This is a genomic window from Variovorax glacialis, from assembly GCF_051216375.1.
Lineage (GTDB): Bacteria > Pseudomonadota > Gammaproteobacteria > Burkholderiales > Burkholderiaceae_C > Variovorax.
Genome location: NZ_JBPJZT010000002.1, coordinates 679,398 through 697,385, shown reverse-complemented (window position 1 = coordinate 697,385; position 17,988 = coordinate 679,398). Strand labels below are relative to the sequence as shown.

Annotated in this window: 19 protein-coding genes; 16 read left to right on the top strand and 3 right to left on the bottom strand. The window is 66.2% G+C overall.

Going from position 1 to position 17,988, the window contains the following annotated elements; all coding sequences use genetic code 11:
• Positions 1-75: 75 nt before the first annotated feature.
• Together yjjJ and ACSFBL_RS07725 are read left to right on the top strand one after the other, a co-directional pair.
• Positions 76-1,455 (top strand): type II toxin-antitoxin system HipA family toxin YjjJ, encoded by a 1,380-nt coding sequence (gene yjjJ, locus ACSFBL_RS07730; RefSeq protein ID WP_435515151.1) that lies wholly within the window; start codon positions 76-78, stop codon positions 1,453-1,455.
• A gap of 43 nt (positions 1,456-1,498) precedes the next feature.
• Positions 1,499-2,641 carry a zinc-binding dehydrogenase gene (locus ACSFBL_RS07725; protein WP_435515150.1) on the top strand — a complete coding sequence of 381 codons (1,143 nt, stop codon included), beginning with the start codon at positions 1,499-1,501 and terminating at the stop codon, positions 2,639-2,641.
• Positions 2,642-2,686: 45 nt separating this feature from the next.
• Here the strand turns inward: ACSFBL_RS07725 and ACSFBL_RS07720 are convergent, their stop codons facing one another.
• The 3 genes from ACSFBL_RS07720 to flgA form a co-directional block, all read right to left on the bottom strand.
• Positions 2,687-3,139 (bottom strand): flagella synthesis protein FlgN, encoded by a 453-nt coding sequence (locus ACSFBL_RS07720; protein WP_435515149.1) that lies wholly within the window; start codon positions 3,137-3,139, stop codon positions 2,687-2,689.
• On the bottom strand, positions 3,136-3,432 hold the full coding sequence (gene flgM / locus ACSFBL_RS07715; RefSeq protein ID WP_435515148.1) for a flagellar biosynthesis anti-sigma factor FlgM: 297 nt from the start codon (positions 3,430-3,432) through the stop codon (positions 3,136-3,138). Before flgM ends, ACSFBL_RS07720 begins: the two co-directional genes overlap by 4 nt.
• 84 nt (positions 3,433-3,516) lie before the next feature.
• Positions 3,517-4,227: a flagellar basal body P-ring formation chaperone FlgA gene (gene flgA, locus ACSFBL_RS07710; RefSeq protein WP_435515147.1), complete on the bottom strand. Its 711-nt coding sequence runs from the start codon at positions 4,225-4,227 to the stop codon at positions 3,517-3,519.
• Positions 4,228-4,386: 159 nt separating this feature from the next.
• Here flgA and flgB point away from each other — a divergent pair, with 159 nt between their 5' ends.
• From flgB to ACSFBL_RS07640, 14 genes are all read left to right on the top strand, one after another.
• The gene (gene flgB / locus ACSFBL_RS07705; RefSeq protein WP_435515146.1) at positions 4,387-4,794 is read left to right on the top strand and encodes a flagellar basal body rod protein FlgB; all 408 of its coding nucleotides are present in this window, start codon (positions 4,387-4,389) and stop codon (positions 4,792-4,794) included.
• Between the two features lie 37 nt (positions 4,795-4,831).
• Complete coding sequence (gene flgC, locus ACSFBL_RS07700; protein ID WP_435515339.1) at positions 4,832-5,227, top strand: flagellar basal body rod protein FlgC; 396 nt, start codon at positions 4,832-4,834, stop codon at positions 5,225-5,227.
• Positions 5,228-5,249: 22 nt separating this feature from the next.
• Positions 5,250-5,936 (top strand): flagellar hook assembly protein FlgD, encoded by a 687-nt coding sequence (locus ACSFBL_RS07695; protein WP_435515145.1) that lies wholly within the window; start codon positions 5,250-5,252, stop codon positions 5,934-5,936.
• A gap of 80 nt (positions 5,937-6,016) precedes the next feature.
• Complete coding sequence (gene flgE / locus ACSFBL_RS07690; protein ID WP_435515144.1) at positions 6,017-7,234, top strand: flagellar hook protein FlgE; 1,218 nt, start codon at positions 6,017-6,019, stop codon at positions 7,232-7,234.
• A 46-nt stretch (positions 7,235-7,280) separates the two neighbouring features.
• Positions 7,281-8,024, top strand: coding sequence for a flagellar basal body rod protein FlgF (locus ACSFBL_RS07685; protein WP_435515143.1), 744 nt, complete (start codon positions 7,281-7,283; stop codon positions 8,022-8,024).
• Positions 8,025-8,062: 38 nt separating this feature from the next.
• On the top strand, positions 8,063-8,845 hold the full coding sequence (gene flgG / locus ACSFBL_RS07680) for a flagellar basal-body rod protein FlgG (protein WP_435515142.1): 783 nt from the start codon (positions 8,063-8,065) through the stop codon (positions 8,843-8,845).
• Between the two features lie 116 nt (positions 8,846-8,961).
• Positions 8,962-9,621 carry a flagellar basal body L-ring protein FlgH gene (locus ACSFBL_RS07675; RefSeq protein ID WP_435515141.1) on the top strand — a complete coding sequence of 220 codons (660 nt, stop codon included), beginning with the start codon at positions 8,962-8,964 and terminating at the stop codon, positions 9,619-9,621.
• A gap of 128 nt (positions 9,622-9,749) precedes the next feature.
• Positions 9,750-10,838, top strand: coding sequence for a flagellar basal body P-ring protein FlgI (locus ACSFBL_RS07670; protein WP_435515338.1), 1,089 nt, complete (start codon positions 9,750-9,752; stop codon positions 10,836-10,838).
• Between the two features lie 7 nt (positions 10,839-10,845).
• Positions 10,846-11,862 carry a flagellar assembly peptidoglycan hydrolase FlgJ gene (flgJ, locus tag ACSFBL_RS07665; RefSeq protein ID WP_435515140.1) on the top strand — a complete coding sequence of 339 codons (1,017 nt, stop codon included), beginning with the start codon at positions 10,846-10,848 and terminating at the stop codon, positions 11,860-11,862.
• Positions 11,863-11,924: 62 nt separating this feature from the next.
• The gene (locus ACSFBL_RS07660) at positions 11,925-12,443 is read left to right on the top strand and encodes a chemotaxis protein CheW (RefSeq protein ID WP_435515139.1); all 519 of its coding nucleotides are present in this window, start codon (positions 11,925-11,927) and stop codon (positions 12,441-12,443) included.
• Positions 12,444-12,490: 47 nt separating this feature from the next.
• The gene (locus tag ACSFBL_RS07655; RefSeq protein WP_435515138.1) at positions 12,491-14,200 is read left to right on the top strand and encodes a methyl-accepting chemotaxis protein; all 1,710 of its coding nucleotides are present in this window, start codon (positions 12,491-12,493) and stop codon (positions 14,198-14,200) included.
• Positions 14,201-14,240: 40 nt separating this feature from the next.
• A complete protein-coding gene (locus ACSFBL_RS07650; protein WP_435515137.1) occupies positions 14,241-15,785 on the top strand; it encodes a methyl-accepting chemotaxis protein in 1,545 nt (514 codons plus the stop codon).
• Between the two features lie 109 nt (positions 15,786-15,894).
• Positions 15,895-17,436, top strand: a complete 1,542-nt coding sequence (locus ACSFBL_RS07645) for a methyl-accepting chemotaxis protein (RefSeq protein WP_435515136.1) — start codon at positions 15,895-15,897, stop codon at positions 17,434-17,436.
• A 17-nt stretch (positions 17,437-17,453) separates the two neighbouring features.
• Complete coding sequence (locus ACSFBL_RS07640) at positions 17,454-17,969, top strand: chemotaxis protein CheW (protein WP_435515135.1); 516 nt, start codon at positions 17,454-17,456, stop codon at positions 17,967-17,969.
• Positions 17,970-17,988 lie beyond the last annotated feature (19 nt).

The following is a 17,988-nucleotide window of genomic DNA, read 5'->3' as shown; positions in this document are numbered from 1 at the left end:
AATAGATAGCGTTTTTACTTCATCTCCCTGTGAGAGAATGGGAAGTATCTTCTCATTAATCTTCTCATAAAAGAGATGCGAACCCGCAATCAAGCCGCGCGCGACCAACTGGGGGCGGTGCTCAACCGCCAGCCCAGGTCCAGTGCCGCCGAGCTTGCCGAAGCGGTCGGCGTCAGCGTGGCGACCGTGCATCGCCTGCTGGCGGAGCTCGATGACGATCTCGTCAGCAGCGGCAAGGCCCGCCGCGCTCGCTACGCACTGCGCCGCCCACTGCGAGGCAGCGCGGCGGACCTGCCGCTGTATGAAGTCGACGCTCAAGGTCGAGCCGAACTCGCCAGCCACCTCACGCCGGTGTCGCCGCAAGGCACCCTGATGCCCATCGCCGAGGCCGGCTGGCCGGTCGACGACGCGTCGCGAGATGGCTGGTGGGACGGATTGCCTTACCCGCTCTACGACATGCGGCCTCAAGGCTACATGGGCCGGCAGTTCGCGCGGGCGGAGCACCGGCAGCTCGCCGTGCCCGCCGATCCGGGCGAGTGGTCGGACGACGACATCCTGTTCGTGCTCAGCCGCAGCGGCTGGGATGTGAGCGGCAGCCTGATCCTCGGCGACCCTGCCTACGAGCGCTGGCTGCAAGCCAAGGTGACATCGCCCGAGCCGCTGCCCGGATCGAAGGTCGGGCCCGCGTATGCGGAACTGGCTGAACAGGCGATTGCCGCAGGCGTGCCGGGATCCAGTGCCGGCGGCGAGTTCCCCAAGTTCGCGGCGCTCCGGACCCTGGACGCGCAGGCGACGCCCCATGTGATCGTCAAGTTCTCGGGCGCGGACGGATCGCCAGCGGTCCGGCGCTGGGCCGACCTGCTGGTGGCCGAGCATCTGGCCCTGGAATGTGCGGCGACCTTGCCAGGCATCGAGAGCGCCAGAAGCCGCATCGTCACGCACGCTGGCCGGACCTTCCTGGAGGTGGAGCGTTTCGACCGTCACGGCCTCTTTGGCAGGAGCCGTCTCTGCAGTCTCGAAACCGCCAATGCCGCATTGATCGGCGACAGCTCGATGGACTGGACCCGGATCGCGGCCCGGCTCGTCCGTGCCGGGCTGCTGCCGGCGGACGACGAGGCCCGCATCCAGCGCCTCTGGTGGTTCGGCAGGTTGATCGCCAACACCGACATGCACCTGGGCAACCTCAGTTTCAGGCCGCAGCGCGAGTTGGCACTGGCGCCGATCTACGACATGGTGCCGATGCTCTACGCGCCGTTGCCGGGTGGCGAGGTTCCGCCACGCACCTTCGAGCCGCTGTTGCCCTTGCCGTCGCAGCGCGAGGTCTGGGCCGTGGCATGCGAAGCCGCCACGCTGTTCTGGCGTCGCGTCTCCGGCGACAAGCGCATCAGCGAAGCCTTCAGGGCATCCGCCGCGGCGAATGCGCTGCTGCTCCAGGAGCGCGCCGGGCAGGTCTGATCACCCACTCCTATACTGGCCGCCCCCAGCCCCGGAGACCCTCATGACCCTGCCCGCCACCACCCTCCAGATCCGCACCCTCATCAGAAGCAGCGGCGAACTCGAACTGTCGCTGCAGGAAGAGCCGATTCCCCAACCCGCCGCGAACCAAGTCGTCGTTCGTGTCGAAGCCGCGCCGATGAACCCCTCGGACCTCGGCCTGCTGTTCGGCGCAGCGGACGTCCGGACCGCCAAGGTCTCCGGCACGCCCGCCCGACCCGTCGTGACCGCGAGCGTCCCGGAACTGGGAATGAAGAGCATGGCCGCGCGCCTGGACCAGTCGATGCAGGTCGGCAACGAGGGCGCCGGCGTCGTGGTGGCGGCGGGGACATCGCCTGCGGCACAGGCGCTCGTCGGCAAGACCGTCGCGATGATCGGCGGCGCAATGTACACGCAGTACCGGTGCATCGACGCCGGCCAGTGCATGCCGCTGCCCGAAGGCACGACCCCGGCCGAAGGCGCGTCCGCCTTTGTCAATCCGCTCACGGCGCTCGGCATGGTCGAGACGATGCGGCGCGAGGGCCACAAGGCGCTGGTGCACACGGCGGCCGCGTCGAACCTCGGCCAGATGCTCAACCGCATCTGCATGAAGGACGGCATCGGCCTCGTCAACATCGTTCGCAAGAAGGAGCAGGAAGACATCCTGCGCGGGCTCGGCGCCAAATACGTGTGCAACGCCACATCGCCGACCTTCATGCAGGAGCTGACCGATGCGCTGGACGCCACCGGCGCCACGCTGGCCTTCGACGCGATCGGCGGCGGCAAGCTGGCCGGGCAGATCCTCAACGGCATGGAAGCGGCCATCAACCGGACCGCCACCGAGTACAGCCGCTATGGCTCGGCGGTCCACAAGCAGGTCTATATCTACGGCGGTCTCGATCGCAGCCCCACGGAATTCACGCGCGGTTTCGGCATGGCGTGGGGCATGGGGGGATGGCTGCTGTTCCCCTTCCTGCAAAAGATCGGCGCCGAGGGGATGCAAAAGCTCCAGGCACGCGTCGCGGCGGAGCTCAAGACCACCTTTGCGAGCCACTACACGCGGGAGGTGTCGCTCGTCGAGGCGCTGGGGCTGGACGCGATCGCGGTGTACGCGAAGGCCGCCACGGGCGAGAAGTACCTGCTCAATCCGAACAGGCAGGCGAAGTAGGTTCCAGGACGGGCCAACGGGCGCGTCCGGCGCCCGCCGGGGCGATCAGCCCATGGCGAGGCGGGTGCCGTTGCTGGTGGTCTTGCGGATCCCGTCCCGGCCGTAGAAGAGCTGGACGCTGGATTGCAGGAAGTGCAGCGCTTTCTGCGTGAAATCGAGGTGCGTATAGACGATCGACCCGTTGCGCAGGTTGTGCGCGCGGGCGCGTTCGGCCAGTTCGAGCAGCGAGGTCCAGGCCTGGCGCGTCGCTTCGCCGGCGGCAGCGGCTGCGGCATCCGCACCGGCCGGGCCGGGTTCGAAGCCGAGGGCGGCCTGCGCGGTTTCCCGCTGGCGGTCGAGTTCGGCGATGCGATCCAGCAGCTCGACCTTCTGTTCGGAGATCGACGCGAGTTCGCCGAAACGGCCGTTCGACATGGCCTGCTCTTCGGCTTCCAGGACAGCGAGGAATTCCTCGACGCAGGACTTCTCCGCGTGGAGGTAGAGCAGCATGGTGTTCATGGATTCTTCTTAGCGTCGAGCAGGTTGCGCACGCTGTCCAGCAGGCCGCTGGCAATGCGTTCGGGGTTGACCTGGTAGCGGCCGGCGCGGATGTCCTCGCGGATCGCCGCGACGCGGGCCGCATCGAAATCGCCGCCGCCGGGCGCGGCGGGCAGGGCATGGACTTGGCCGGACACTGTGGCCGCCTCCTTCGCGCGTTCCGCGGCTTCGGTGCCGGAAGCAGGGGCGGCGGTGCCCGCCTTGGGGGTGCGGGGGAGGGGCGTGGCCGAGGGGGCGGGTTGATCGATTTTCAAGATGGTTCCTCAAAGGGCTGACCCGTATATCGGCGGGGCAAGCAGGATCTTTAGGCTCTATATCTCACAAATTGCGGATTCCGGCTACTGGGCCAGCCGGATCTGCCCGTCTTCGCCGGCGATGCCGGTCAACAGCCGGCCGTCGCGGGTCTTCGCCTGCACCGCGGCGCCGACCTCGGCCCGCGTCATGGCCTTGCCTTCGGTACTCACGACGAAACCTTGTCCCTGCGCGACGAGTTGCACCAACTGGCCTTGCTGGATCACGACCACGCCGCGTATCAGTTCCTTGCGAATCGGCGCACCGGCGGCGATCCGGTTGGCGGTCACCACGCCGTTGAGCGCCGACGCATCGGTCACGACGGAGCGCGGCAGCCCGCTGAGGTCGCCCGTGCGCTCGGTGACGTCCGCGGCGCCCAGGGACTGCCCCGCCTCGATCGCGCGCGCGGCCACGTAATAGCGGCCTTCCACGGCGACGTGCGCCGGCACGAATCGCGTCCATGGCTTCTCGCCCCGGCACCGCAGGCCGATGGACACGCGGCCCCAGGGCGTGGCGCCGGTCGGCATGAAGGCCTCGAAGTCATCGCAGGGGGGAAGGGCGCCCGATCCGGAAGTCGTGACGCTGAAAGTCACCTTGCCCGGCAGGCCCGCGGTCTGGGCCTGCAGGAACCTGTCGATCGCGGAACGCGCCGCATCCGGCAGCGGCGCGCCGGCGGCGGCTGCAGTCGCGCCGATGCCCGCCATCAGCGTCGGCAGGACCATGCGCGCGAGGCGCCTCCAGTGTTTGCGGTGTTCCATCGCGGTCGATTCTAGGAAGGCATGCGTCCAAACGAAGGTGCGAAGTGCTGGAGAAAACCCCCTTTGTTCGACCCATTGCAAAAGCGACGCGTGCATAGACTCGCTTTCCATCAGTCGCCATGCCCCGTGCGGAAGCGATGCCACCAATGATGGAACACCATGATCGACAAGCTGGATGCAGCGCTTCGCTTCAACCGCGAAGCACTCAATCTCCGGGCCCAGCGCCAGGAAGTGCTGGCGGCCAACATCGCCCACGCCGACACGCCCAACTACAAGGCCCGCGACTTCGATTTCAGCAGCCGGCTGACCCAGGCCGTGGAGCAGGGACGGCAGTCGCAGTCCTTCGCGATGGCCACGACCTCGTCGCGCCACCTCGTGGGCGAATCGAAGTCGATGCCCGACCAGGACCTGCTCTATCGCGTGCCGAGCCAATCCAGCATTGACGGGAACACGGTCGAGATGGATGCCGAACGCATCAACTTCGCCGACAACGCCTTGCGCTACGAGTCGAACCTCACGGTCCTCGGCGCCAAGATCAAGACGCTGCTGTCGGCGGTCCAGCAGTAATCGCCAGGAGACGCGCATGCCCTTCCCCAGTTCCTCCATGAACATCTTCAGCGTGGCGGGTTCCGCCATGAGCGCGCAATCGCAGCGCATGAACGTGACCGCCAGCAACCTCGCGAACGCCGAGAGCGTCGCCGGTCCGGATGGCCAGCCCTACCGCGCCAAGCAGGTCGTCTTCGAAGTCGCGGCCTCGGGCCAGCAGGACATCGGCGGCGTCAAGGTCTCCAGCGTGACGGAAGACCAGTCGCCCGGCCGGATGGTCTTCGACCCCAAGAGCCCGCACGCCAATGCCGACGGCTATGTCGCGATGCCCAACGTCAACGTGGTCGAAGAGATGACCAACATGATTTCCGCCTCGCGCAGCTACCAGGCCAACGTCGAGGTGCTCAACACCGCCAAGACGCTGATGCTCAAGACGCTGACCGTCGGCCAGTAAACCTCCCACACGAAAGCCCTTCATGGCCATCGCAGATACCTCCTCCATCACCGGATCGAACGCTGCCAGCGCAGCGGCGAGCTCCGCCAGCGTCTCCAACTCCGACAGCGAACAGCGCTTTCTCAAGCTGCTGGTGACGCAGCTCAACAACCAGGACCCGCTCAATCCGATGGAGAACGCGGAACTCACCTCGCAGCTCGCGCAGATGAGCACGGTGAGCGGCATCGAGAAACTGAACGCCACGCTCTCGGGCCTGGTGAGCCAGACCGGCTCGAACCAGGTGCTGCAGGCGGCATCGCTCATTGGCTACAACGTGCTGTCGCCCGGCGAAACGCTCAACACGACCAAGCCGGAAGACGGCAAGGATCCCGCCGTGCAGGCCTTCGCGGTGCAGTTGCCGGGCTCGGCCGCCAACGTCGAGATCAAGATCGTCGACGCCACCGGCAAGACCGTGCGCACCATCGATGGCGGCGCGATGACCGAAGGCATCAACGCGGTGACCTGGGACGGCAAGGACGACGCCGGCAACGTGGTGCCGGCGGGTGCCTACCAGTTCAAGGTCGCCGCCGCCAACGGCAGCGCCGCGGTGGAAGCGACTTCGCTCACCTTCGCGCAAGTGGCCGCGGTCAAGCAGGGCGCGACCGGCGTCACGCTCGAACTGGCGAACGGCAAGAGCATCGGCCTCTCCGATGTCCGCATGTACATCTGACCTCCCGACGAGTTCTCCTCCGGCCCCGGCGCAGGCGTTGCGGGCCGTTCTTTCATCGCATTGAAGACAAGGATCCCATCATGAGTTTTTCCCAAGGCATCAGCGGGCTCGGCGTGGCCGCCGCGAACCTCGACGTCATCGGCAACAACATCGCCAACTCCGGCACCGTCGGCTTCAAGTCCGCCGCGGCGACCTTCCAGGACGTGTACGCCGGTTCGCGCGTCGGCCTCGGCGCGTCGGTGTCGGGCGTGGTGCAGAACTTCACGCAGGGCGTGACGCAGACCAGCAGCCGTCCGCTCGACGTCGCCATCCTCAACGGCGACGGCTTCTACCGCATGACCAGCGCCAGCGGCGAAGTCATGTACTCGCGCAATGGCCAGTTCACCAAGGACAAGGACGGCTACATCATCAACGCCTCGGGGCTGCGCCTCACGGGCTACGGTGTCAACGCCAGCGGCGGCATCAGCGGCGGCACGCCGACGGCGATCCAGATCCCGACCACGCCCATGACGCCGAAGGCCACCACCAGCGTCAAGTCCGAGTTCAACCTCGACTCGCGCAACGCGGCGCCGACCAAGACGCCCTTCAACGCGACCGACTCCGACACCTTCAACTACTCGAACGCCATCGGCCCGGTCTACGACTCGCTGGGCAACCCGCACGACCTCGCCGTGTACTTCGTGAAGTCGCCCACCGCCAACACGTGGGACGTCTACGGCACCATGGACGGCACCGTGATGAATGCCGGCGCCAAGCTCACGACGGCGACCTTCGACACCAACGGCAACCTGACGGCCCCCACGGGCGGCCTGCTGACCCTGCCGACGCAGACGTACACCACCGGCGCGGCCGCGGGCAACATGACCGTCGACCTCTCTGGCACGACGCAGTTCGGCAAGGCCAACGGCATGTCCAAGCTCGACCAGGACGGCTACACCTCCGGCGAGCTGACCTCCTATTCGATCAACGCCGACGGCACCATCACCGGCAAGTTCTCGAACGAACAGACCCAGCTCCTGGGCCAGATCGTGCTGTCGTCCTTCGCCAACCCCAACGGCTTGGAGCCCAAGGGCGAGAACATGTATGCCGAGACGCTGGCCTCCGGCCAGGCACTCACCGGCACGCCGGGCGAGGGCACCAAGCTCGGCTCGCTCGAGCAGGGCGCGCTGGAGTCGTCGAACGTCGACCTGACCTCCGAACTCGTCAACCTCATCGTCGCGCAGCGCAACTACCAGGCGAATGCGCAGACGGTGAAGACGCAGGACCAGGTCATGCAGACGCTGATGAACATCCGCTGACCGTCGCGACTGAACGCACGTCGTCCTCAATTTCCAGGAGCAACCAGTGGATCGAATGTTGTATGTCGCCATGAGCGGCGCCAAGCAGGCCATGGAGCAGCAGGCCTCGGTCGCCAACAACATGGCGAACGTCTCGACGCCGGGTTTCCGCGCGCAGATCAACAGCTTCCGCGCGGTGCCCGTGGTGGGCGACGCGTCGCCGACGCGCGCCTTCGTGGCCGCCACCACGCCCGGTGCCGATTTCAAGGCCGGGCCGCTGACGGAAACCGGCCGCGAACTCGACGTCGCGGTGCACGGTGACGGCTGGCTGGTGGTGCAGGTTCCTGGCGGCGGTGAAGCCTACACGCGCGTCGGCAACCTCCAGGTCGGTGCGGACGGACAGGTGATGACCATGGGCGCGCGGCCCGTCGTCGGCGACGCGGGCCCGCTCGTGATCCCGCCCGGGTCCACGGTCACGATCGCCTCCGACGGCACCATCGCGGCGCGCGGGCAGGGCGACCCTGCGACCGGCGTGTCCACGGTCGGGAAGCTCAAGCTCGTCAACCCCGACGCCGCCAATCTCGTGCGCGGCGACGACGGCCTCTTCCGCATGCGCGAAGGCCTTGCACCCCCAGAGGCCGATCCGGCCGTGACCGTCGCCGCCGGCGTGATCGAAGGCAGCAACGTCAATCCCGTCGAAGCCATGGTCGCCATGATCGCCAACGGCCGCAGCTTCGAGATGCAGATGAAGGCCATCACGACTGCCGACACGAACGCCCAGTCGGCCAACAAGCTGCTGGCCTACGGCTGAGCCGAGTCCAGTCCGCAACCCTCCGCAGGAGTAATTCAATGATTCGTTCCCTCTACGTCGCCAAGACGGGCCTCGAAGCCCAGCAGACGCAACTCGACGTGGTGTCCAACAACCTCGCCAACGTCGGCACCACCGGCTTCAAGAAGAGCCGTGCCGTCTTCGAGGACCTGATGTACCAGAACCTGCGCCAGGTCGGCGGCCAGACCTCGGACCAGACGCGCCTGCCGTCGGGCCTTCAGGTCGGCACCGGCGTGCGCGTGGTGGCCACCGAGCGCATGCACTCGCAGGGCAACATGACCAAGACCGACAACCCGAAGGACGTCGCCATCAATGGCGCCGGCTTCTTCCAGGTGCTGATGCCGGACGGCACGACCTCGTACACCCGCGACGGTTCGTTCCAGACCGACCGCGACGGCCAGCTCGTGACCGCGAGCGGCTTCACGATTCAGCCGGCGATCACGATTCCGCAGAACGCGACCAGCATGACAGTGGGCCGCGACGGCATCGTCTCGGTCACGCAGGCGGGCAGCACCGCGACCGTGCAGGTCGGCCAGTTGCAGCTCGCGACTTTCCTGAATCCGGCCGGCCTGCAGAGCCTGGGCGAGAACCTCTACAACGAGACGGATTCGTCGGGCGCACCGAACCTGGTGAACCCCGGTGTCGACGGCGCCGGCATCCTGAGCCAGGGCTACACCGAGGCATCGAACGTCAACGTGGTGGAAGAGCTGGTCAACATGATCGCGACGCAGCGTGCGTACGAGATCAACAGCAAGTCGATCCAGACCTCGGACCAGATGCTGCAACGCCTCACGCAATTGTGATCATGCACACCCCCAGTCTTCGCGCACTTCGTGTCGCTTCGCCTACCCCCTTGCAGGGGGCAACACCTGCGGCCCGGCAGAGCCGGTTCCGCGGTGTTTCCGGACTGGGGGGCGTGGTGTTGTCGGTCGTTGTCGTGCTTTCGTCCGGGTGCGCGCAGTTTCCGCGCGACCCGCTGGTGCACCAGCCGATGACGGCGCGGTCGGACTCGACGCTGCCGGTGCAGACGCGTGCGCCGACGGGCGCAATCTTCCAGGCGGCGGGGCGCGATGTCGCGTTGTTCGAGGACCGCAGGCCGCGCAACATTGGCGACATCCTGACCATCGTCATCAGCGAGAAGCTGAATGCCAGCAAGAACTCCGGTGCCAACGCCAGTCGCGACGGCGCGATGGGAGCCACTTTTGCCACGATCCCGAAGTTCCTGACCGGGCTGCTCGACGGCCAAAGCGCCAAGCTGTCCGGCACCAGCACGCTCAACGCGAAGGGCGGCGCCAACGCGGCCAACAACTTCAATAGCGTGATCACGGTCACGGTGACCGACGTGCTGGGCAACGGCAACCTGCTGGTCAGCGGCGAGAAGCAGATGGGCATCAACCAAGGCACAGAGTTCATCCGCTTCTCGGGCGTGGTGAATCCGCGCACCGTCACCGGCAACAACACCGTGCTGTCGACCCAGGTGGCCGATGCACGCATCGAATACACGGCCAAGGGCTACATCGACGAGGCCCAGAACATGGGCTGGATGCAGCGATTCTTCCTGAACGTCAGCCCATTCTGATACGACACACCCCGAGTGATATGACACACCCCCAGTCTTCGCGCACTTCGTGTCGCTACGCCAACCCCCTTGCAGGGGGCAATGCCTTCGGCCCGGCAGAGCCGGTTCCGCGGCATTTCTGGAAGGGGCTGCTCTTGGCGGTTGTCTGCTCCGTCGCGGCGCTCTCGCCGGCGCATGCGGAGCGGCTCAAGGAGCTCGCGAGCATTCAGGGGATGCGTGACAACCCGCTGATCGGCTACGGGCTGATGGTGGGGCTCGACGGCACTGGCGACCAGACGATGCAGACGCCGTTCACGACGCAGAGCCTGAACAACATGCTGCAGCAGCTCGGCATCACGATCCCGCAGGGCGTGAACATGCAGCTCAAGAACGTGGCGGCGGTGATGGTCACGGCCACGCTGCCTTCGTTCGCGCGGCCGGGGCAGAGCATCGACGTGACCGTGTCGTCCATGGGCAATGCGAAGAGCCTGCGCGGCGGCACGCTGCTGATGACGCCGCTCAAGGGCGTCGACGGCTCGGTGTACGCCATCGCGCAGGGCAACATGGTGGTCGGCGGTGCGGGTGCGTCGGCCAACGGCACCAAGGTCCAGATCAACCAGCTCAGCTCGGGCCGCATTCCGGCCGGCGCCATCGTCGAGCGCGGGGTCGACACCTCGGTCGGGGGCGACGGCATGTTCGCGCTGGAGCTCACGCGCTCCGACTTCGGCACGGCGCAGCGCGCAGTCGATGCGATCAACCGCCAATTCGGTCCCGGCTCCGCCGATGCGGTGGACGGCCGCGTGATCCGCGTGCGGGCGCCCGAGACGCCGCAGGAGCGCGTCAATTTCCTCGCGCGGCTCGAAAGCCTCGAAGTCACGCCGACGGTGGCTGGGGCCCGTGTGGTGATCAATGCCCGCACCGGCTCCGTCGTGATGAACCAGACCGTGCGGGTGACCGAATGCGCCGTCGCGCACGGCAACCTGACGGTCGTGATCAACTCCGAGCCGGTCATCAGCCAGCCGGGCCCGTTCGCCGGCGGCAGGACGGTCGTCGCGGAGACCTCGCAGGTCTCGGTCAACCAGGCCGGCGGCGCGCTGCAGATGGTGCGCGGAAGCGCTTCGCTCGCCGACGTGATCAAGGGCCTGAACGCACTCGGCGCCAACCCGCAGGACCTGGTGTCCATTCTGCAAGCCATGAAGACGGCCGGTGCCCTGCGCGCCGAGCTCGAGATCATCTGAGTCGGCCATGGCGATCTCAGCAGCCAATCAATGGACAGGCTCCGACGCGGCGAGCCGCACCGGTGCCCTGGACCAGCGCTTCGCGCTCGACGTGCAGGGTGTCGACGCGCTGCGACGCACCGTCCGCACCTCGCCCCAGGAAGGCCTGAAGCAGGTCTCGCGGCAGTTCGAGGCCATGTTCATGGGCATGGTGCTCAAGAGCATGCGCGAGGCCTCGCCGCAGAGTGGATTGCTCGACACCCAGAACGAGAAGATCTACACGTCGATGCTCGACCAGCAGCTCACCCAGAGCCTGTCGGGGCGCGGCGTGGGACTGGCCGAGGCGATGCTGGCGCAACTCCAGCGCAGCGTTGCCGCGGGCGTTTCCGATGACGGCGCCGAACCGGGCGCGATGTCGTTGCTGCCACGTGGTGGCCTGCCGCTGCATCCGCAGTCGGGCATTCCGCTGGGCTCCTCACCTTCGCAGCCCGCGCAACCTTCGCAGGCCTCACCCGCCACGCGTGCCGACCTGAGCCTTTATCAAGTCAACAACGACCGCGCGGGCAACGGATCGACCGCCGCCGCGAACCTGCAGAGCCATGTCGACCAGTTCGTCAACCGCATGGGCGCATCGGCGCAGGCCGCGAGCAGTGCAAGCGGCGTTCCCGCACCGCTGATCCTGGCGCAGGCCGCGCTGGAGTCCGGCTGGGGCAAGCGCGAGATCCGCGCGGACGATGGCACGCAGAGCTTCAACCTGTTCGGCATCAAGGCCGACCGCAGCTGGCAGGGGCCGGTGGTGGAAACCACCACCACCGAATACGTGGACGGCGAGCCGCAGCGCGTGCGCGCGAAGTTCCGCGCCTATGCCTCCTACGACGAGGCCTTCACCGACTACGCGCGCTTCATGACCCGCAACCCGCGCTACGCGAACGTGCTGGCCACGGACGACCCGACCGCGGCTGCGCACGGCCTGCAGCGCGCCGGCTACGCGACCGACCCGCAATACGGGCAGAAGCTCGTTCGCATCATGCAGAAGTTCGTCTGACGGACGACGTGCCGAGCGCCAACCTTTTCGAACCACACCGACAGCCGACCCAAAGGATTCCCATGGCAGAGATCACGAGCCTTCAACGACACGCGGGCGGCGCCGCCTCCGCGGCCCTCCCGAACGCGAACCGGCTGGAGGTGGTCACCTTCACGCTGGGCGAAGAGGAATACGGCATCGACATCCAGAAGGTGCAGGAGCTTCGCGGCTACGACGCGGTGACGCGCATCGCGAACGCACCGGACTACATCAAGGGCGTGGTGAACCTGCGCGGGATCATCGTCCCGATCATCGACATGCGCATCAAGTTCGCGCTGGGCAATCCGACCTACGACCAGTTCACGGTGGTGATCGTGCTGAACATCGGCGGCCGGGTGGTGGGGATGGTGGTGGACAGCGTGTCGGACGTGATCACGCTGGCGGCCGAGCAGATCAAGCCTGCGCCGGAGATGGGCTCGGTGCTGGACACGGACTACCTGATCGGACTGGGCACGCTGGACGAACGGATGCTGATCCTGGTGGATATCGACCGGCTGATGTCCAGCGAGGACATGGGCCTGATCGAGAAGATGGCCGCCTGAGCCGCCATCGACAACTGACAGAGACAAACGGTTTTAGGAGGAAGCGAATGAAGGACTGGAAGATCGGAACCCGGCTCGGCGGCGGCTTTGCGCTGGTGCTGGCTCTCGTGGCCGTCATTGCCGGTATCGGCGTGATGCGCCTGCAGGGCGTCGGCGAGGCCACCCAGGAGATGGCGCGCGGTTCGCTCGAGAAGGAGCGCCTGGCCGCGAGCTGGCTGCTCGCCACCAGTACCAACAGCGTGCGCACCTTCGCATTGCTCAAGAGCAATGACCCCGAAGTGCAGGAGTTCCTGCAGAAGAACATGAGCAAGACCAGCACGGTCGTCTCCGAGACGCAGAAGAAGCTCGAAGACCTGCTGATCTCGCCCGAGGAACTGGCGCTGAGCGCCGACATCAAGAAGAAGCGCGCCGAGTACGTCGAGCTGCGCAACACGATCCTCAAGCTCAAGTCCGATGGCAACCTGGACGAGGCCAGGCGGCTCAGCGGGGAGAAGCTGCTTGCCACGCTGGAAAGCTACGACGCGAGCATCCGCGCCATGCTGAGCCATCAGCAGGCGCAGATCGACAAAACGGCCACCTCCATCGACGAGCGCTACCGCGCGGGCCGTTCCAACCTGATCATCCTGGCCGTCCTGGCATTGGCGATCGGCTCGGTGCTGGCATGGACGCTGACGTGCAGCATCGTGCAGCCGATCGACGAGGCCTTGCTCATCGCCGAGACGGTCGCTTCGGGCGATCTCAGCCAGGAGTTCGAGACCCGGCGCGGCGGCGACTTCGGTCGACTGTTGCGCGGCATGGGTGAGATGGAAGACACACTCACGGACCTCGTGGGCAGGATCAGGACCGCGACCGATTCGATCGTGGTGGCCTCGAAGGAAATCGCGGCCGGCAACCAGGACCTGTCGTCACGTACCGAAGAGCAGGCCAGCTCGCTGGAGCAGACGGCTGCCTCGATGGAAGAGCTCACCAGCACCGTCAAGCAGAACGCGGACAACGCGCGCCAAGCGAATCAGCTCGCAGCGTCCGCTTCCGAAGTGGCGGTCAAGGGCGGAAGCGTGGTAAGCCAGGTGGTGGACACCATGGCCTCCATCAATGCCTCGTCGAAGAAGATCGTCGACATCATCGGCGTCATCGACGGCATCGCCTTCCAGACCAACATCCTCGCGCTGAACGCCGCAGTCGAAGCAGCCCGTGCCGGCGAGCAGGGCAGGGGCTTCGCGGTGGTGGCCGCAGAAGTGCGCAACCTCGCACAGCGCTCGGCTGCAGCGGCCAAGGAGATCAAGGGCCTCATCGACGACTCGGTGGGCAAGGTCGACGTGGGCAGCGCGCTGGTGGGCGAAGCGGGCAAGACGATGGACGAGATCGTGGGCAGCGTGAAGCGCGTGACGGACATCATGGGCGAGATCACGGCGGCAAGCCAGGAGCAGACCTCGGGCATCGAGCAAATCAACCAGGCGATCACGCAGATGGACCAGGTGACGCAGCAGAACGCGGCGCTGGTCGAGGAGGCCGCAGCAGCTGCCGCATCGCTGCAGGAGCAGGCCGGCGGCCTGTCGCAGATCGTCAGTACTTTCAAGCTCGATGACGACGACGGCGAGGCAGCCCCGGTGCACGTGCCCGCACGACCCGCACCCGTCGCCACAGCCTCGCCGAAGGCACGGCCCAAGGCGCCCGACACGACGGTCCGCCCAAAGGACGTGACAGCACCGAAGCCGGTGGCCGCCAGCGCCGGCAGTGGCGACTGGACCGAGTTCTGAGCTCCGCACCGCATTCAAGCCGACATCGACGCAAACCAACATGACTTCCATCTCCAACTTCAGGATCGGTACCCGGCTGGGTCTCGGTTTTGCCGCAGTGCTTCTGTTTCTGGCTCTCGTGATGGGCCTGGGACTGAGTTCCATGTCCAGTATCGAGGCCCGCCTCAACAGCATCGTGACGAGCAACAACGTCAAGGTCGCCACTGTCAACACGATGCTGGATTCCATTCGGGACATGGCGAACCTCGCCACCAATGTGGTCCTGCTGAGCGACGAGGCAGCGATGCGCGAGGAGATGAAGAAGATCGCGGCAGCGCGCGAGAGATACACCGAGGCCAGGACCTTGCTGGTCAAGCTGGTCGTGTCGCCCGAGGGCAAGGCGCTCCTCGCGAAGATTGAGGAAACCCTGGCCGTGGCAGCGCCCCTCAACGCCCAGCTGCTCGAACTCGGCCTGGCGAACAAGAACGAGGAAGCGACCGAACTGCTGATGAAGAAGTTCACGCCGGCCGTGCAGGCCTGCCTGGCGGCGCTGGACGAGATGGTGCGGCATGAGACGCGGCTTTCCGAAAGAGCCAATGACGCAGCGAGTGCCGAGTACGGCCGCGCGCGCGCCCTCATGATCGGGCTCGGTGCTTTCGCGCTCCTCATGGGCGCGGCCATCGCCTGGCTCACGACCCGCTCGATCACCCGTCCGATCGCCGAAGCGGTCAAGGTCGCAGAGACCGTGGCCGCGGGCGACATTTCCTCGCGCATCGAGGTTCACTCGAAGGACGAGACCGGGCAGTTGATGCATGCGCTCAAGGAGATGAACGACAGCCTGGTGAAGATCGTGGGCGAGGTGCGCACGGGCACCGACACCATCGCGACGGCGTCGAGCCAGATCGCCACGGGCAACCAGGACCTGTCGTCGCGCACCGAAGAGCAGGCGAGCTCGCTGGAGCAGACGGCTGCCTCGATGGAAGAACTCACCAGCACCGTCAAGCAGAACGCGGACAACGCGCGCCAGGCGAATCAACTCGCAGTGTCGGCTTCCGAAGTCGCGGTCAAGGGCGGCAGCGTGGTCTCGCAGGTGGTGGACACCATGGGCTCGATCAATGCGTCGTCGCGCAAGATCGTCGACATCATCGGTGTGATCGACGGCATTGCCTTCCAGACCAACATCCTTGCGCTGAATGCCGCTGTCGAAGCGGCTCGTGCCGGCGAACAAGGCCGCGGCTTCGCGGTCGTCGCCTCCGAAGTCCGCAACCTCGCGCAACGCTCCGCTGCGGCAGCGAAGGAAATCAAGACGCTGATCGGCGACTCGGTCGAGAAGGTCGAGGAGGGCAGCAAGCAGGTGGCCGAAGCGGGCAAGACGATGGAAGAGATCGTCGACAGCGTGAAGCGGGTGACGGACATCATGGGCGAGATCACCGCGGCAAGCCAGGAGCAGACCTCGGGCATCGAGCAGATCAACCAGGCGATCACGCAGATGGACCAGGTGACGCAGCAGAACGCGGCGCTGGTCGAAGAGGCCTCGGCAGCAGCGCAATCGCTGCAGGAGCAGGCCGGCGGCCTGTCCCAGGTAGTGAGCGTGTTCCGCCTCTAGAAATCGCAGGGGTGCGGGGCCTCAATTTCTTCCGGCCGCTGCCGATATAGAGAAGCGACCGTAGCCAGCACTGCGCTCCGGCCTTCACCCCAATTCAAGAAAGAGTGTGATGAGTTTCAAGGATCTGAAGATCGGCACGCGCCTGGGCATCGGCTTCGCCGCCATGCTGGTGCTCATGGGCCTTATTTCGGCGACCGGGATGAGCCGGTTGAGCAACGTCGGCGATGCCACGGACCAGATGGTCTCGGGCCCGCTGGTCAAGGAGCGGATGGTCGGCGAATGGGCCAAGCTGATGGGTGCGAACACCGTGCGCACCTTTGCCATGATCAAGTCGACCGACAGCGAGACCGAGGCCTTTTTCAAGAAGGAACTCGGCGCCGGCCAGGCCTTGATCAACCCGCTGCAGAAGAAGCTCGAGGAGCTGCTGACGTCCCCGGAAGAGAAAAAGCTCTACGGTGACGTCGCCGAGGCACGTCGGGTCGTGCTCGAGATTCTGGCGACGCTCAACAAACTCAAGGCGGCGGGCGACGCGGAGGCGGCCGGCAAGCTGGCCGACAGCCAGTTTCTCGCCGCACTGGGCAACTACGCGAAGGCCGTCGATAACCTCGGGGAGTACGAGCGCGCGCAGATCGACCTCACCGCCAAGGGCATCGCCAAGGACCATGACGCTGGCAGGCTGTCGCTGATCGTGCTGTCCGCCGTGGCGCTCCTGGTCGGCGCCCTGGCCGCCTGGCGCCTCGCCGTCGGCATCGCTCGTCCGCTGGCCCGGGCCGTCAAGGTTGCGGAAACCGTGGCCAGCGGCGACCTCGGCAGCCATATCGAGGTGGAGAGCCGCGACGAGACGGGTCAGCTCCTGCAGGCACTGAAGAACATGAACGACAGCCTGGCGAAGGTGGTCGGCGAAGTCCGCACGGGCACGGACACGATCGCGACGGCGTCGAGCCAGATCGCGACGGGCAACCAGGACCTGTCGTCGCGCACCGAAGAGCAGGCGAGTTCGCTGGAGCAGACGGCCGCATCGATGGAAGAACTCACCAGCACCGTCAAGCAGAACGCGGACAACGCGCGCCAGGCGAATCAACTCGCCGTCTCGGCTTCCGAAGTCGCGGTCAAGGGCGGCAGCGTGGTCTCGCAAGTGGTCGACACCATGGGCTCGATCAACGCGTCGTCCCGCAAGATCGTCGACATCATCGGCGTCATCGACGGCATCGCGTTCCAGACCAACATCCTCGCGCTGAACGCGGCAGTCGAAGCGGCTCGTGCCGGTGAACAAGGTCGCGGGTTCGCGGTCGTCGCCTCCGAAGTCCGCAACCTCGCGCAACGCTCCGCTGCGGCAGCGAAGGAAATCAAGACGCTGATCGGCGACTCGGTCGAGAAGGTCGAGGAAGGCAGCAAGCAGGTGGCCGAAGCGGGCAAGACGATGGAAGAGATCGTCGACAGCGTGAAGCGGGTGACGGACATCATGGGCGAGATCACCGCGGCGAGCCAGGAGCAGACCTCGGGCATCGAGCAGATCAACCAGGCGATCACGCAGATGGACCAGGTGACGCAGCAGAACGCCGCACTGGTCGAAGAGGCCGCTGCTGCCGCCGCATCGCTGCAGGAGCAGGCGGGCAGCCTCGTCGACGCGGTGCGCATTTTCAAGTCTTGATTCACGGAGATAGCAGCATGAGCACAGTTCAATCGAAGCACGCCGCCGAAGGCGTCGCGGGCACGGCGCGCGCGGACAAGCCGCTGGAGTTCCTCTCCTTCACCCTCGGCCACGAGGAATACGGCATCGACATCCAGAAGGTGCAGGAGCTTCGCGGCTACGACGCGGTGACGCGGATCGCGAACGCGCCGGACTACATCAAAGGGGTGGTGAACCTGCGCGGGATCATCGTTCCGATCATCGACATGCGCATCAAGTTCGCGCTGGGCAATCCGACCTACGACCAGTTCACGGTGGTGATCGTGCTGAACATCGGCGGCCGGGTGGTGGGGATGGTGGTGGACAGCGTGTCGGACGTGATCACGCTGGCGGCCGAGCAGATCAAGCCGGCGCCGGAGATGGGATCGGTGCTGGACACGGACTACCTGATCGGGCTGGGCACGCTGGACGAGCGGATGCTGATCCTCGTGGACATCGACCGGTTGATGTCCAGCGAGGAAATGGGCCTCGTCGAAGCCGCGGCCACGGCCTGAACCTCCGAGGCCCCGTTCG